This window comes from Mesorhizobium sp. P3_B5 (assembly GCF_056402815.1).
On record NZ_JBFUGR010000001.1, the window covers coordinates 560,562 to 574,138 of the forward strand.

Genomic DNA, 13,577 nt, shown 5'->3' on the forward strand with positions numbered 1-13,577 from the left:
GCGCTCAATCCACCGCGCGCGGAAACAGCCCGCGCGGCCTGACCAGCAGCACCACCAGAAACGCCAGGTGCCCGGCCAGAATCTGCCATTCCGGGTTGATCGCCGCGCCAAAGGTCTGCGCGATGCCGATGACGATGCCGCCGAACAGCGTTCCCCACAGCGAGCCGAGGCCGCCGATGATCACCGCCTCGAAGGCATAGATCAGCCGCGCCGGGCCGATGGTCGGATCGAAATTGGCGCGCGTGCCGAGATAGAGCGCGGCAATCGTCACCACCACCATGGCGATGCCGGTGGCGGTGGCGAAGATCCGCTTCGGCTGGATGCCCATCAGCCCGGCGGTGACAGGATCGTCCGAAGTGGCGCGGAAGGCGCGGCCGAGCGACGTGCGGTAGAATAGCTGGTTGAGACCGACAATCACCGCGATGGCGGAGGCGAGGGTTAGCAGTGGCATGACGCCGACATTGATCGGCCCGAACGCCACCGAGGCGGAGTCGAGACCGCCGACAGGGATGCGCCGGCTGTCGGCGGAAAAGCCTTCGAGCAGGCCGTTCTGGATGACGATCGACAGGCCGAAGGTGACCAGCAGCGGCGGCAAGATGTCGGCGCCGAGCGTGCGGTTGAGCAGATGGAACTGCAGCGCCCAGCCGATGACGAACATCAACGGCATCGCCACGAGGGCGGCGACGAACGGATTGAGGCCAAGGGCCGATACGAGCACCAGGATCAGGAAGGCGGCAAGCACGATAAGGTCGCCATGCGCCAGATTGACCAGCCGCATGATGCCGAAGACGAGGCTGAGGCCCGCCGCGAACAGCGCATAGAGCCCACCGAGCAGGACGCCCTGGATGATTGTGTCGAGCCACATCATGCGCCGGCTCCGAAATACGCTGCGTGGATGGCTTCGCGCGTCAGCGCCGAGGGTGCACCCGCCAGCGTGATGCGGCCTTCCATCATGCAATAGACGCGGTCGCTCACTTTCAGCGCCTGGCCGATATCCTGCTCGACCATGATGATCGAGGCGCCGGCCGCGCGGATACCGGGAAAGGCGGCGTAGATATCTTTGATCACCACCGGCGCCAGGCCGAGGCTGATCTCGTCGCACAAAAGCACGCGCGGGTTGGACATCAGCGCCCGGCCGATCGCCACCATCTGCTGTTGGCCGCCAGACAGCGCGGTGCCGGGATTGCTGCGCCGCTCCTTCAGGACCGGGAACAATTCGTAGACGCTCTGAAGGCTCCAGTGGCCGGCAACGGCACGGCCATAGCGGCCGATCAGAAGATTCTCCTCGACGCTGAGCGACGGAAACAGTTTTCGCCCCTCCGGCACCATGGCAATGCCGCGCGCGACGATGTCGGGGGCGGGCAGTGCGCCGATCGCCTCGCTGTCGAACCGCACCGCGTCAGGTTGGTTGGCGAGGATACCCGCGATCGAACGCATCAGCGTCGTCTTGCCGGCGCCGTTGGCGCCGATGATGGCGATGGTCTCGCCCGGATCCAGCACGATGTCGACGCCGAACAGCGCCTGGAAGTCGCCGTAATGTGCGGTGAGGGCCTTGGTTTCGAGCAAAGCCATCAGATTTCGATCCCGAGATAGATCTCGCGGACCTCGCGCGACGTCATGACGACATCGGGCGTGCCCATGCCGATGATCTTGCCGAAGTTGAGCACCAAAAGCCGCTCGACCACCAAGTTCAGCGCGTGCAGCACATGCTCGATCCAGATGATCGACATGCCGCCTCTGTGGATGGCGCGGATGGTGTCGACCAGCATGCCGCATTCGCCTTCGGTCAGGCCGCCGGCGATCTCGTCGAGCAGCAGTACCCTGGGTTCGGTGGCCAGCGCACGCGCCAGTTCCAGCCGCTTGCGCTGCAGCAGGCTCAGGCCACCGGCCGGATGGTTGGCGCGTTCGATCAGCCCGGTCTCGACCAGGATTTCGGCGCAGCGGTCGCCGACCTCGGCTTCGGTCTTACGTGCGCCGAAAGCGCCGGCGACCAGCAGGTTCTCGAACACGGTCAGCTTCTCGAATGGCTGCGGGATCTGGAAGGAACGGCCGACACCGGCGAGGCAGCGTTTCATCGGCGGCAGGCGGGTCACGTCCTGGCCGTCGAAGTGGATGCTGCCGGCATCGACTGATATGTTGCCGGTGATGAGGTTGAACAGCGTCGACTTGCCGGCGCCGTTCGGACCGATGATGCCGAGTGCCTCGCCCTGCCGCAGCTCGAACGAAACCGCGTCGGCGACCGTGAGGGCGCCGAAGCGTTTCGAGACATCGGAGAGCGCGAGAATGGGCATGGCCTAGGCAATCGCTTCCATCGTCCCGCCGGTCGGGATGTTGGGTGCGGTCTTGTTGTCGGTGATGACGAGGTCATAGCCGCCGCCATCCTTCAGCCGCCACTGGCCGCCGACCAACGGTGTCTTGGCGACGTTCTTGGCGGCAAAGGGCGGCAGCTTGGCGCCGTCCCAGGCGATCGGTCCGACCAGCGTGTCGAGCTTGGTCGCCGCGATCGCCGCCGCCACCTTGTCGCCGTCGCCGGGTTCTCCAGCCCGCTTCATCACATCAACGGCAATCTCGAACAGTGCATGGACAAAGCCGATCGGCTGCGTCCACTGCCGGCCGGTGGCCTTGGTGAAGCCCGCTGCCACCTGCGCCGAGCTTTCGCCGGTCAGCGACGACTTGAACGGGTGGTTGGGCGTCCACCAGACTTCCGACGACAGATTGTGCCCGGACTTGCCGAGCGCCTCGACCGATTGCGGGAACAGGATTGCCTTGCCGATCGACGCCACCTTGGGCGTGAAGCCCTGCTGCCTGGCCTGGTTCCAGAAGGTGGTGAAGTCGGGCGGGATCATCACGCCGGTGATGATTTCGCAGGACGCACCCTTGAAGGCGTTGATCTGCGCCGAGAAATCATCGGTCAGGTTCTGGTAGCGCCCGGTGTCGGTCAGCCCGTAACCGCCCTTGGCCAGCACCGGCGGGAAGCCGACAGTGCCGTCGCCCCAGGCATTGCCGTCGCCATCATTGGGAAACAGGCCGCCAACCTTCTTGTTGGTCTCGACCTGCGCCCACATGTTGGTGAACACGGCAATGACGTCCTCCAGCCCCCAGAAGAAATGGTAGGCATAGTTGAACGGCTTCCATGAAGCGGGATCGCCGGGATTGCCTTGCTGGCCGATGAACCAGGGCTGCCATGGCGCCACGGTCGACAGGCAGGGCACTTCCTCGGCCTCGCATGTGGTGGCGACCGGGTTGGTGGTCTCCGGCGTCGAGGCGACAAGCATCAGATTGACCTTGTCGTTGACGATCAGTTCCTTGGCGACTTCCGCCGCCCGGTTCGGATTGGACTGGCTGTCCTTGACCACCACCTCGTAGTTGAGGCCGGCCGCCTTGGTGGCGGCCAGAAAACCGTCGATGATGAACTTGTCGGCCTCGGCGAAGGCCGCCAGCGGGCCTGATTGCGGGCTGACATAGCCGAGCTTGATCGGCGCATTCTGGGCAATGGCCGGCATGGCCAGCCCCGAGGTGCCGGCGAGCACGCCGGTCGCGGCGGAATTCCTGATGAATTCGCGTCTGGTGATCATTGCTGTTCCTCCCTTTGTTACCTTCAGCTTTGCTCGTCTTCAGTCCTGCGGGCGTCTTCCCTCGGGTTTTGCGTCGCGATCCCGGCGGCGCGGTCGAGGTCTGTCTGCTTGAGGCCCAACTCTTTGAGCGTCAGCGGCGCGCCGATGGATCTGGCGAAATCGTGCAGGCCGCCTCCGGCGCTGCCGAAGATGTCGGCGACAGGCTTCAGTAACTCAGGCACGGCGGCGGCGTTGAAGCCGATCGTGTGCGGCAGCATCACCGCGTGGGTCTCGGCATGCGGCATGTCGAAGGAACCGCCCAGGGTGTGGCAGATCTTGTGGTGCAGCGCCATGCCGACGGTGCCGAGCACGGTGCCACACAGCCAGGCGCCGTAAAGCGCGTCGCCGCGCGCTTCGAGATTCCTGGGCTCTTTCACCAGCACGGGAAGGGCAGCCTTGAGGGCGCGCAACCCTTCGGTCGCCATCAGCGTCGACACCGGATTGCGGTCCTGCGCATAGAGCGCCTCGGCCGCATGCGCCATGGCGTTGAGGCCGGAGGTGACGCTCATCGCCACCGGCAATCCGATGGTCAGTTCCGGATCGTAGATCACCACTTCCGGCAGGATCTTTGGGTCGCGCAGCGTGGTCTTCACGCCAGCTTCGGTCTGGCCGAGGATCGGCGTCACCTCGGAGCCGGCATAGGTGGTCGGGATGACGATTTGCGGCAGGTCGGTGCGCCAGGCGATCGCCTTGCCGAGGCCGGTGGTCGAGCCGCCGCCGAGCGCGACGACGCAGTCGGCTTCGACGTCGCTCGCCTTGGCCATCGCCGCTTCGGTCACTTCGACCGGCGTGTGCATGGCCGCGCCCGAAAAGGTGCCTGCCGCCAGCGCGCCAAGCGTCTTCGCCAGCGCTTCGCCATCGGCGGCCTGGTGCGGCGTCGACAGCACCAGCGCGCGCTTGCAGCCGAGTTTCTCGACCCAGCTTGCGACATCGACCGAGGCGCCATTGCCGAAGACGATATGCGCCGGACTGCCGGAATAAATGAAGGAACGTGTCATGCAGCCCGGCTCCCCTTACGCGCCATCACCATGACGAAGCCAAAATCGAGCGCCCAGCTGTCGCGCCCTTGCCCGGTGACGTGGTTGAAGTCGCCGACCAGTTCCGGCTTGACGCCGAACAGCGCATCCTCGTCGAGACGCGGGTCGCCGCGCTCGAACACCTGCGTCGTCAGCGTCTCGAAATTGTCGGCGCGGATGAGAAAATGCAGGTGCGCCGGGCGTCTGAGCGGATAGCCGATGCGGCCGAGCAATTGTCCGACCGGTCCGTCATCCGGCACGCCGTAGCCGGCGGGCTTCACCGTGCGATAGTGGAAGCGTCCATCCTTGTCGGTGGTGAAGACGCCGCGCAAATTGAATTCCGGCTGCAAATCCGGCTGCTGGTTCTCGTAAAACCCTTGCGAATTCGCTTGCCAGGTCTCGACCGTCGCGCCTGCAATAGGCATGCCGTCGAGATCGACGACGCGCCCGGAGACAGTCAGCGGCGCGCCGACGCCATCGAGGCAAATGTCGGCGCCGAGCGGCAGCCGTGGCGCGTCGGCGCGATAGAACGGGCCGCGACCGGTGTTGGGCGTCGCGCCTTTTGGCCGGCGCGAGTTGATCTCCTCGACCAGCGCGGTGACGCCGAGCAGGTCGGAGAGCAGCACCCATTCCTGCCGCTTCTCGTCGCTGGCATGGCCGATCTCGGTGAGGAAAGCGATGGTCTGCCGCCAGTCGGCGGCGGTCGGTCGGGTTTCCCTGACGATCTGGTGGAGATGGTCGACGACGCTGGCCAGGAATTGCGGCAGCGGCCCGGCCTTGGCCTTCAGCAGGCGCTGGGCGACGAGTTCGGACGAGTTGGCCTCGTTGAATGATGATGGGCCGGCCTGCGACATGGTCCTCCCCAGGTTTCACTTCGCGAGGGGGACCATAACGCAGGCCATGAATGAAGATGATGATTTCTTCTCGGATTAATATATCATATCGTTATGAAACTCGACGAAAGGCATCTGGTTCAGCTCGCGGCGGTGGTCCAGGCCGGCGGCGTCACCGAGGGCGCGGCGCTCATCGGCCTGTCGCAGCCGGCGGTGTCGCGCACCTTGTCGATGCTGGAGAAACGGCTGGGCGAGCCGCTGTTCCTGAAGGGGCGCCGGCCGTTGCAGCCGACGCCGCTCGGCCGGGCGCTCGCCGATCATGGCCAGGTCATGCTGGCTGCGTCGCGCAAAGCCTCGGACATCGTCGCCAATTTCAGCCAGGGCCGTTCGGGCGTGGTGCGGGTCGGCGGCACGCCGTTCTTCATGGATGCGCTGATCTCCGGCATGATCGCCGATTTCCAGAACGCCTATCCGGATGTGCGCGTCGACCAGAGCTATGGCTATCTGCCGGACCTGCGCGCCGCCATCAATGCCGACCGCATCGACCTTGCCGTCTGCCCGATCGATATCCTGGAGGAGGGGTCCGGCATGGAGTTCCGCGAGATCCTGCCCGGACGCAATGTCGTTGCTTGCCGCGCCACGCATCCCTTGCTGCTGCGCCGCAAGCTGAAAACCGGCGATCTGCTCGACTACCCCTGGATCGCGCCGCCGCCCGGCAGCCCGCTGCTGGAGGATCTGCGCAGCCTGCTTTTGTCGCTCGGCGCCACCGAGATAAAAATCCGCTATTCCGGCGGGTCGCTGACCAGCGCCATCAACTACATGAAGGAAACCGATGCGCTGACGGTTTTGCCGCACAGCGTCGTCTTCGCCTTTCGCAAAGACAAATCGATCACCGCTCTGCCGGTGGCGATCCCGCATCCCGAGCGCGCGCTCGGCCTGCTCAGGCGCGCCGACACGCCGCGCGCGCCGGCCGTCGATGCCTTCGCCCGCCACATCCGCCAGAGCTTCGACAACCTCAAGCACCTGATCAAGCGCCACGAGCAAGCGGTGATCTGGGGGGCCTGACATCGTTGGCGTGTTCGCAACTGCGTCGCCGCGGTCTTCAAAACGTCAAAAAAGTATCAGTCACATGGACAGACCGTGGTGGCGGCTGCAACAATTGCCGCCTAAGCTTTGATCACTGCAGAGAGCGGCATACGCGGCCTGCGGGACAAGGCACTGCAACTGGTCGCACGACCGGACCGGCGCCGGGAGGAACTGACATGAATCCGGACTTGGAAGTTGTCCAGATCAGGCGAGGCGAGTCGTTCAAGGCGTGGGCCCACGGCTACCCCTTCCACACCGTGCGCTGGCACTTTCATCCCGAATACGAAATCCACCACGTCGTCGCCACCACAGGCCGCTATTTCGTCGGCGACTTCATCGGCGAATTCGAGCCCGGCAACCTCGTGCTGACCGGTCCCAACCTGCCGCACAATTGGGTGAGCGACGTGCCTGCCGGCGCCGTGGTGCCGCTGCGCGGCCGCGTCGTCCAGTTCTCGCAAGAGTTCATCGCCGACGCCACCACCGCACTTCCCGAACTTGCCGGTTGCACCGGCATTCTCGAACTCAGCCGTCGCGGCGCGCTGTTCTCGGCAGCCACGGCCCAGCTTGCCGGGCCGGTGCTGGCCGAACTGGTCGAGGCGCAAGGCGTGCGCCGCATCGCGCTGTTCATGACGCTGGTCGATATCCTCAGCCGCGCCGCCGACGTGCGGCCGCTGACCAGCGCCAACTATCTGCCCGATCCCTCCGGCTTCATGTCGGCCGGCGTCAACAAGGCGCTTGCCTACATCAATGCGCATCTGACCGAGCCGTTCAGCGAAGGTGACCTTGCCGCCATTGCCGGCCGCAGCCCGAGCGCGTTTTCGCGCAGCTTCCGCCGCCACACCGGCATGGCGCTGGTCCAGTACGTCAACCGACTGCGCATCAATCTCGCCTGTCAGCTGCTGATGAGCGAAGACCAGATGTCGATCACCGAGATCTGCTACGCCGCCGGCTACAACAACATCTCGAATTTCAACCGCCAGTTCCTGGTGCAGAAGGCCATGTCGCCTTCGCGCTTTCGGGCCTTGCTGGCGGAAAACATAAGCGCGGAGATTGCCGCCTAACAGGGAGGACCGGGAGGAGCCTGAACATTTGCAGAAGGAAAAAACGCGGGGTGCGCTGGAGGCGCCCCGTGCTGGAGATCGCTTGTCTTGAAATCCAGCAATATCAAGAGGATGAAGCCAGAACAGAGCGGTGATCCAGGCGGATTCGGCCGAGTTCAGGACAAAAAATCCTCTCAACTGTTCGACTTGCAGTCAAGGCCCGGCGCGCCATTTTTGGCGTCCAGGCTTTCGTGAAACCATTCCTTGAAACGGAGACATTCGAATGACCAGATTTGCTTGGAAATCGACCGGTGCGGCAGCACTGGCACTCTCTCTCCTGAGCGGCACCGCCGCCTTTGCCGCCGAGGTCACCGACGCCACGGTTGCCTTCTTGATGCCAGACCAGGCCTCGACGCGCTACGAGCAGCACGACTATCCCGGCTTCGTCGCCGAGATGAAAAAACTCTGCCCCGGCTGCAAGGTGCTCTACCAGAATGCCGATGCCGACGCCTCGCGCCAGCAGCAGCAGTTCAACTCGGTGATCTCGCAGGGCGCCAAGGCGATCGTGCTCGACCCCGTCGACTCGACCGCCGCCGCCTCGCTGGTCAAGCTGGCGCAGAGCCAGGGCGTCAAGGTCATCGCCTATGACCGGCCGATCCCGACCGCTCCGGCCGATTTCTACGTCTCCTTCAACAATGAAGGCATCGGCAAGGCGATCGCGGATTCGCTGGTCGAGCACCTGAAGGCGCTGAAGGTCGATCCCGCCAGCGGTGGCCTGCTGCAGATCAACGGCTCACCGACCGACGCGGCAGCCGGCCTGATCAAGAAGGGCATCCATTCCAGCCTCGACAACAGCGGCTATCCGATCCTGGCCGAGTTCGACACGCCGGAATGGGCGCCGCCGAAAGCACAGCAGTGGGCGAGCGGCCAGATCACCCGCTTCTCGACCAAGATCCTCGGCGTCGTCGCCGCCAATGACGGCACCGGTGGCGGCGCTATCGCCGCCTTCAAGGCAGCCGGCGTCGATCCAGTGCCGCCGGTCACCGGCAACGATGCGACCATCGCTGCCCTGCAGCTGATCATCGCCGGCGACCAGTACAACACCATCTCCAAGCCGAGCGAGATCGTCGCGGCCGCCGCCGCCAACGTTGCCGTCAAGCTGCTGTCGGGTGAGGCGCCGAAAGCCGAAATGACGCTCTACGATACGCCCTCGCAGCTGTTCACGCCGGCGGTGGTGACGCAGGAAAACCTCAAGGCGGAGATCATCGACAAGAAGATCAACACGGCCGCCGAGCTCTGCGTCGATCGTTACGTCGAAGGCTGCAAGAAGCTCGGCATCACCAACTAATAGCACTATCATCAGGTCCGGCCGCCCTTGCGGCGGCCGGACGTCAAAACAACCGGCCTTCCGGAAAGGTTTGCCATCCATGACCGACATTTCTGACGGACCGGTTGCCACAGGCGAGCTGGTGCTCAGCCTGCGCGGCATCTCGAAGAATTTCGGCGCCGTGTCGGCGCTGACCGATATCGATCTCGACGTGCATGCCGGCGAGGTGGTGGCGCTGGTCGGCGACAATGGCGCCGGCAAATCGACGCTGGTCAAGATCCTTGCCGGCGTCCACCAACCGAGTTCGGGAACGATCAATTTCCGTGGCCGGCAAGTGACCATGCCCGACCCCAGTGCGGCGCTGACGCTCGGCATCGCCACCGTCTTCCAGGACCTGGCGCTGTGCGAAAACCTCGACGTCGTCGCCAACATTTTTCTTGGCAAGGAGCTCAATCCGCTGCGGCTGGATGAGGTGGCGATGGAGATCCGCGCCTGGACGCTGCTCAACGAATTGTCGGCGCGCATTCCGAGCGTCCGCGAAGCGGTCGCCTCGCTGTCCGGTGGCCAGCGCCAGACCGTGGCGATTGCCCGCTCGCTGCTGCTTGAGCCGAAACTCATCCTGCTCGACGAGCCGACAGCCGCACTCGGCGTCGCCCAGACCGCGGAGGTGCTGAACCTGATCGACCGGGTGCGCGAGCGCGGCCTCGGCGTGCTGATGATCAGCCACAATATGGAAGACGTGCGCGCCGTCGCCGACCGCATCGTCGTGCTCAGGCTCGGCCGCAACAATGGTGTCTTCGAACCCGACGCTTCGAACCAGGAACTGGTCAGCGCCATCACCGGCGCCTCCAACAATGCGGTATCGCGCCGTGCCGAGCGACGCAGGCTGGAGCAAAAACCCGGGCATGAGCACAAGCAGGAGCAGCGGCCATGAGCGCGGAGCCCAAGCACGACACCTCGGCGTCGACGGCGCTCGACCGCAGCGACGTGCGCGTCAAGCATGCGACAGGCGTTGGCGGCACGATCAGCGCCTTCCTCGACCGCGTGCGTTCCGGCGATCTCGGCTCGCTGCCGGTGGTCGTCGGGCTGGTGATAATCTGGACGGTGTTCACCACGCTCAATCCGGTGTTCGTCTCCTCGAGCAATCTCGTCAATCTTTTGTTCGACTGCTCGACCGTCGGCGTCATTGCGCTCGGCATCGTCTGCGTGCTGATGGTCGGCGAGATCGATCTCTCGGTCGGCTCGATCAGCGGCTTTGCCTCGGCGCTTGTCGGCACGCTATGGGTCAACCAGGGCTGGCCGGTGGCGCTCGCCATCCTTGCCGCCGTCGCCTTCGGCGCGCTGATCGGCTCGCTCTATGCGCTGCTGTTCAATCGACTTGGCATGCCGAGCTTCGTCTCGACGCTGGCCGGCCTGCTCGCGGTGCTCGGGCTGCAGCTCTACATCCTCGGCTCCACCGGTTCGATCAACCTGCCTTACGGTTCGAACCTGGTGAATTTCGGCCAGCTGCTGGTCATGCCCAAATGGGTGTCTTTCGGACTGGCGGCGGTACCCGGCATCGTCATGCTGATCACCGGCCTGCGCACCGTCAGCCGCCGCCGCGCCGTCAACCTGTCGGCGCCGTCGGTTAGCGGCCTGATCGTAAAGGTCGCCGCCTTGACCATCGTGCTGGAGCTGATCGTCGCCTATCTCAACCAGGCACGCGGCATCCCGTGGATGTTCGGCCTGTTCGTCGGCCTGGTCGTGGCGATGAACTATGCGCTGACCCGCACCAAATGGGGCCGCTCGATGACCGCCGTCGGCGGCAATCGCGAAGCCGCGCGCCGCGCAGGCATCAAGGTGCGGCTGATCTATCTCAGCGCCTTTGCGATGTGCTCGATGTTCGCCGCCCTCGGCGGCGTGCTGTCGGCCGCACGCCTTGCCTCGGCCAGCCAGCAGGCCGGCACCGGCGACGTCAACCTCAACGCCATCGCGGCGGCCGTCATCGGCGGCACCAGCCTGTTCGGCGGCCGCGGCAGCGCCTATTCGGCGCTGCTCGGCATCATCGTCATCCAGTCGATCGCCAGCGGGCTGACGCTGCTCGACCTGTCGTCGTCGCTTCGCTACATGATCACCGGCGCCGTTCTGGCGATCGCGGTCATCGTCGACTCCCTGGCGCGCCGTTCGCGGGTTTCCCACGGCCGAGCCTGAACCCAGTAGACAGGAAGACCATCGAAATGGCTCAGGATTTGAGTGGAAAAGTCGCGGCAATCACCGGCGCCGCCTCGGGCATTGGGCTCGAATGTGCCAGGGCGCTGATCGCCGCCGGCGTACGGGTCGTGTTGGTCGACCGCGCCGAGGACAGGCTGAAGGAGGTTTGCGCGGAGCTTGGGCCGCAGGCGATCCCGGTGGTGGTCGATCTGATGAAGCCGTCGAGCGTCGCCACCATGATGCCTGAGATTCTGGAGAAGGCCGGCCAGCTCGACATATTCCATGCCAATGCCGGCGCCTATGTCGGCGGCGAGATCCTCGGCGGCGATCCCGATGCCTGGGACCGCATGCTGAACCTCAACATCAATGCGGTATTCCGTTCCGTGCACGCCGTGCTGCCGCACATGGTCGAACGCAAGACCGGCGACATCATCGTCACCAGCTCGATCGCCGGGCTCGTACCCGTCGTCTGGGAGCCGATCTACACCGCCTCCAAACATGCCGTGCAGGCCTTCGTTCACACGGTCCGCCGCCAGGTCGCCAAGCACGGCCTGCGCGTCGGCGCCGTGGCGCCAGGACCCGTGGTGACGGCGCTGATCAGCGACTGGCCAAAGGAGAAGCTCGACGAGGAGCTGGCCGCCGGCGGCCTGATGCAACCCGCCGAGGTCGCCGAAGCCGTGCTGTTCATGCTGACGCGGCCAAGGAACATCACCATCCGGGATCTGGTGATCCTGCCGCAGAGCAATGATTTGTAGGAGCGAATAGGGAGTAGCGAATAGCGAATAGGAAAATTATCGCTCGCTATTCGCTATTCGCTATTCGCTATTCGCTATTCGCCAATTCCTCGAGGTTCCCCCATGCCCCCACACTTCCTCGGCATCGATGTCGGCACCGGCAGCGCCAGGGCAGGGGTGTTCGACGCTGAGGGCGCCATGCTGGCGTCGGCCAAGCGCGACATCGCACTGTTCATCGAGCCGGGCGAGATCGCCGAGCAGTCGAGCGACGACATCTGGCGCGCGGTCTGCGCCAGCGTGCGCGAGGCGGTTGCGAAGTCCGGGCTTGGTCCGCGCGATATTGCCGGCATCGGCTTCGACGCGACCTGTTCACTGGTGGTGATCGGGCAGGGCGGTGCACCGTTGCCGGTTGGCCGCTCGGGCGACAGCCAGCGCAACATCATCGTCTGGATGGACCATCGCGCCCTCGACCAGACGCAGCGCATCAATGCCGGCAAGCATCGCGTGCTCGACTATGTCGGCGGCACCATTTCGCCGGAGATGGAGACGCCCAAGCTCTTGTGGCTAAGTGAAAACCTGCCCGTGAGTTTTGCCGCGGCCGAGCATTTCTTCGACCTGACCGACTATCTCACCTGGCGCTCGACCGGCAGCCTGGCGCGCTCGATCTGCACCGTGACCTGCAAATGGACCTATCTCGGGCATGAGCGGCGCTGGGACGAGGCCTATTTCCGCGCCATCGGCCTCGGCCAGCTCGCCGACGAAGGCTTTGCCCGCATCGGCACCGAGATCGCCGAAGGCGGCACCGCACTCGCTCAAGGATTGACCGGAACTGCCGCCAACGAACTCGGTCTGCTGCCGGGAACGCCGGTCGCCGCCGGTCTGATCGATGCCCATGCCGGCGGTGTCGGCACCGTCGGTGGTAAGGGAGATGTCGGCACATTGCAGTCGCGCATGGCCTATGTCTTCGGCACCTCGGCCTGCACCATGGCCAGCACCAACGAGCCCGCCTTCGTGCCTGGCGTCTGGGGCCCGTATTTCTCCTCGATGGTGCCGGGCCTATGGCTCAATGAAGGCGGCCAGTCGGCGGCGGGCGCGGCGATCGATCATCTCATCGCCTTTCACCCGGCCTCGGCCGAAGTGTTAGTGCGAGCCAAGGCGCAAGGCATCGGCCTCGCTGCCTGGCTTGGCCAGCAGGCGGCGACGCAGTCCGCCGGACTGTCAGAGGCGGCGCGTCTGGCGGATGGCCTGCACGTCGTGCCCGAATTCCTCGGCAACCGCTCGCCCTTCGCCGACCCCGAAGCCAAGGCGCTGATCGCCGGGCTGGGCATGGACACTTCCCTCGAAAATCTGGTCGCGCTCTATGTCGCCGGCCTGTGCGGGATCGGCTATGGCGTGCGCCAGATCGTGGCAGCGATGGCCGGGAAAAATATCGCCATCGACACCATCGTCGTCAGCGGCGGCGCCGCGCAGAGCGAACTGGTCCGTCAACTGCTGGCCGACACCACAGGACTGACCGTGGCCGGATCGACCTCGCCCGAACCGGTACTGCTGGGATCGGCCATGTTGGGCGCGGTGGCGGCGAAGACTTATCCCGACGTGATATCGGCGATGACCGGCATGTCGCGCATCGGCGAGATCTATCGTCCGGCCGGCGGAGTGAAAGCCTGGCACGACAAGCGCTTCACTGCCTTCGAACTGCTACAACGGGCAGGGCGCGCGATCCGCGGCTGAGCCGAT

The 13,577-nt window shown here is 65.0% G+C and carries 13 protein-coding genes; 7 read left to right on the top strand and 6 right to left on the bottom strand.

Features of this window, described 5'->3' with window-relative positions; translation table 11 throughout:
* Nucleotides 1-4 precede the first annotated feature (4 nt).
* Genes AC1DVW_RS02725 through AC1DVW_RS02750 form a run of 6 tightly spaced genes read right to left on the bottom strand, consistent with a single transcriptional unit; the run spans nucleotide 5 to nucleotide 5,484 of the window.
* Complete coding sequence (locus AC1DVW_RS02725; RefSeq protein WP_477320975.1) at nucleotides 5-868, bottom strand: branched-chain amino acid ABC transporter permease; 864 nt, start codon at nucleotides 866-868, stop codon at nucleotides 5-7.
* Nucleotides 865-1,572 carry an ABC transporter ATP-binding protein gene (locus AC1DVW_RS02730; RefSeq protein ID WP_477320976.1) on the bottom strand — a complete coding sequence of 236 codons (708 nt, stop codon included), beginning with the start codon at nucleotides 1,570-1,572 and terminating at the stop codon, nucleotides 865-867. Before AC1DVW_RS02730 ends, AC1DVW_RS02725 begins: the two co-directional genes overlap by 4 nt.
* The gene (locus AC1DVW_RS02735) at nucleotides 1,572-2,291 is read right to left on the bottom strand and encodes an ABC transporter ATP-binding protein (RefSeq protein ID WP_477320977.1); all 720 of its coding nucleotides are present in this window, start codon (nucleotides 2,289-2,291) and stop codon (nucleotides 1,572-1,574) included. The genes AC1DVW_RS02730 and AC1DVW_RS02735 overlap by 1 nt, the downstream gene beginning before the upstream one ends.
* A gap of 3 nt (nucleotides 2,292-2,294) precedes the next feature.
* Complete coding sequence (locus AC1DVW_RS02740; protein WP_477320978.1) at nucleotides 2,295-3,575, bottom strand: ABC transporter substrate-binding protein; 1,281 nt, start codon at nucleotides 3,573-3,575, stop codon at nucleotides 2,295-2,297.
* Nucleotides 3,576-3,598: 23 nt separating this feature from the next.
* Nucleotides 3,599-4,612 carry a maleylacetate reductase gene (locus AC1DVW_RS02745; protein ID WP_477320979.1) on the bottom strand — a complete coding sequence of 338 codons (1,014 nt, stop codon included), beginning with the start codon at nucleotides 4,610-4,612 and terminating at the stop codon, nucleotides 3,599-3,601.
* Nucleotides 4,609-5,484: a dioxygenase family protein gene (locus tag AC1DVW_RS02750; protein WP_477320980.1), complete on the bottom strand. Its 876-nt coding sequence runs from the start codon at nucleotides 5,482-5,484 to the stop codon at nucleotides 4,609-4,611. The genes AC1DVW_RS02745 and AC1DVW_RS02750 overlap by 4 nt, the downstream gene beginning before the upstream one ends.
* 93 nt (nucleotides 5,485-5,577) lie before the next feature.
* Here AC1DVW_RS02750 and AC1DVW_RS02755 point away from each other — a divergent pair, with 93 nt between their 5' ends.
* The 7 genes from AC1DVW_RS02755 to AC1DVW_RS02785 all read left to right on the top strand — a co-directional run bounded on the left by AC1DVW_RS02755 (nucleotide 5,578) and on the right by AC1DVW_RS02785 (nucleotide 13,571).
* A complete protein-coding gene (locus AC1DVW_RS02755; RefSeq protein WP_477320981.1) occupies nucleotides 5,578-6,528 on the top strand; it encodes a LysR family transcriptional regulator in 951 nt (316 codons plus the stop codon).
* Nucleotides 6,529-6,725: 197 nt separating this feature from the next.
* Nucleotides 6,726-7,610 (top strand): cupin domain-containing protein, encoded by an 885-nt coding sequence (locus AC1DVW_RS02760; RefSeq protein WP_477320982.1) that lies wholly within the window; start codon nucleotides 6,726-6,728, stop codon nucleotides 7,608-7,610.
* Between the two features lie 262 nt (nucleotides 7,611-7,872).
* Complete coding sequence (locus AC1DVW_RS02765; protein WP_477278148.1) at nucleotides 7,873-8,937, top strand: ABC transporter substrate-binding protein; 1,065 nt, start codon at nucleotides 7,873-7,875, stop codon at nucleotides 8,935-8,937.
* 79 nt (nucleotides 8,938-9,016) lie between these two features.
* Complete coding sequence (locus AC1DVW_RS02770; RefSeq protein WP_477320983.1) at nucleotides 9,017-9,850, top strand: ATP-binding cassette domain-containing protein; 834 nt, start codon at nucleotides 9,017-9,019, stop codon at nucleotides 9,848-9,850.
* Nucleotides 9,847-11,106, top strand: coding sequence for a sugar ABC transporter permease (locus AC1DVW_RS02775; protein ID WP_477242149.1), 1,260 nt, complete (start codon nucleotides 9,847-9,849; stop codon nucleotides 11,104-11,106). Before AC1DVW_RS02770 ends, AC1DVW_RS02775 begins: the two co-directional genes overlap by 4 nt.
* A 26-nt stretch (nucleotides 11,107-11,132) precedes the next feature.
* The gene (locus tag AC1DVW_RS02780) at nucleotides 11,133-11,861 is read left to right on the top strand and encodes an SDR family oxidoreductase (RefSeq protein WP_477242151.1); all 729 of its coding nucleotides are present in this window, start codon (nucleotides 11,133-11,135) and stop codon (nucleotides 11,859-11,861) included.
* A gap of 102 nt (nucleotides 11,862-11,963) precedes the next feature.
* Nucleotides 11,964-13,571 (top strand): FGGY-family carbohydrate kinase, encoded by a 1,608-nt coding sequence (locus tag AC1DVW_RS02785; RefSeq protein WP_477320984.1) that lies wholly within the window; start codon nucleotides 11,964-11,966, stop codon nucleotides 13,569-13,571.
* Nucleotides 13,572-13,577: the final 6 nt, after the last annotated feature.

Excerpts from the sequence above, each read along its gene's own strand:
- AC1DVW_RS02780 (WP_477242151.1), top strand. The coding sequence starts at position 11,133 with ATGGCTCAGGATTTGAGTGGAAAAGTCGCGGCAATCACCGGCGCCGCC.
- AC1DVW_RS02745 (WP_477320979.1), bottom strand. The coding sequence starts at position 4,612 with ATGACACGTTCCTTCATTTATTCCGGCAGTCCGGCGCATATCGTCTTC.
- AC1DVW_RS02725 (WP_477320975.1), bottom strand. The coding sequence starts at position 868 with ATGATGTGGCTCGACACAATCATCCAGGGCGTCCTGCTCGGTGGGCTC.
- AC1DVW_RS02775 (WP_477242149.1), top strand. The coding sequence starts at position 9,847 with ATGAGCGCGGAGCCCAAGCACGACACCTCGGCGTCGACGGCGCTCGAC.
- AC1DVW_RS02770 (WP_477320983.1), top strand. The coding sequence starts at position 9,017 with ATGACCGACATTTCTGACGGACCGGTTGCCACAGGCGAGCTGGTGCTC.
- AC1DVW_RS02785 (WP_477320984.1), top strand. The coding sequence starts at position 11,964 with ATGCCCCCACACTTCCTCGGCATCGATGTCGGCACCGGCAGCGCCAGG.
- AC1DVW_RS02750 (WP_477320980.1), bottom strand. The coding sequence starts at position 5,484 with ATGTCGCAGGCCGGCCCATCATCATTCAACGAGGCCAACTCGTCCGAA.
- AC1DVW_RS02765 (WP_477278148.1), top strand. The coding sequence starts at position 7,873 with ATGACCAGATTTGCTTGGAAATCGACCGGTGCGGCAGCACTGGCACTC.
- AC1DVW_RS02760 (WP_477320982.1), top strand. The coding sequence starts at position 6,726 with ATGAATCCGGACTTGGAAGTTGTCCAGATCAGGCGAGGCGAGTCGTTC.
- AC1DVW_RS02755 (WP_477320981.1), top strand. The coding sequence starts at position 5,578 with ATGAAACTCGACGAAAGGCATCTGGTTCAGCTCGCGGCGGTGGTCCAG.
- AC1DVW_RS02730 (WP_477320976.1), bottom strand. The coding sequence starts at position 1,572 with ATGGCTTTGCTCGAAACCAAGGCCCTCACCGCACATTACGGCGACTTC.
- AC1DVW_RS02735 (WP_477320977.1), bottom strand. The coding sequence starts at position 2,291 with ATGCCCATTCTCGCGCTCTCCGATGTCTCGAAACGCTTCGGCGCCCTC.
- AC1DVW_RS02740 (WP_477320978.1), bottom strand. The coding sequence starts at position 3,575 with ATGATCACCAGACGCGAATTCATCAGGAATTCCGCCGCGACCGGCGTG.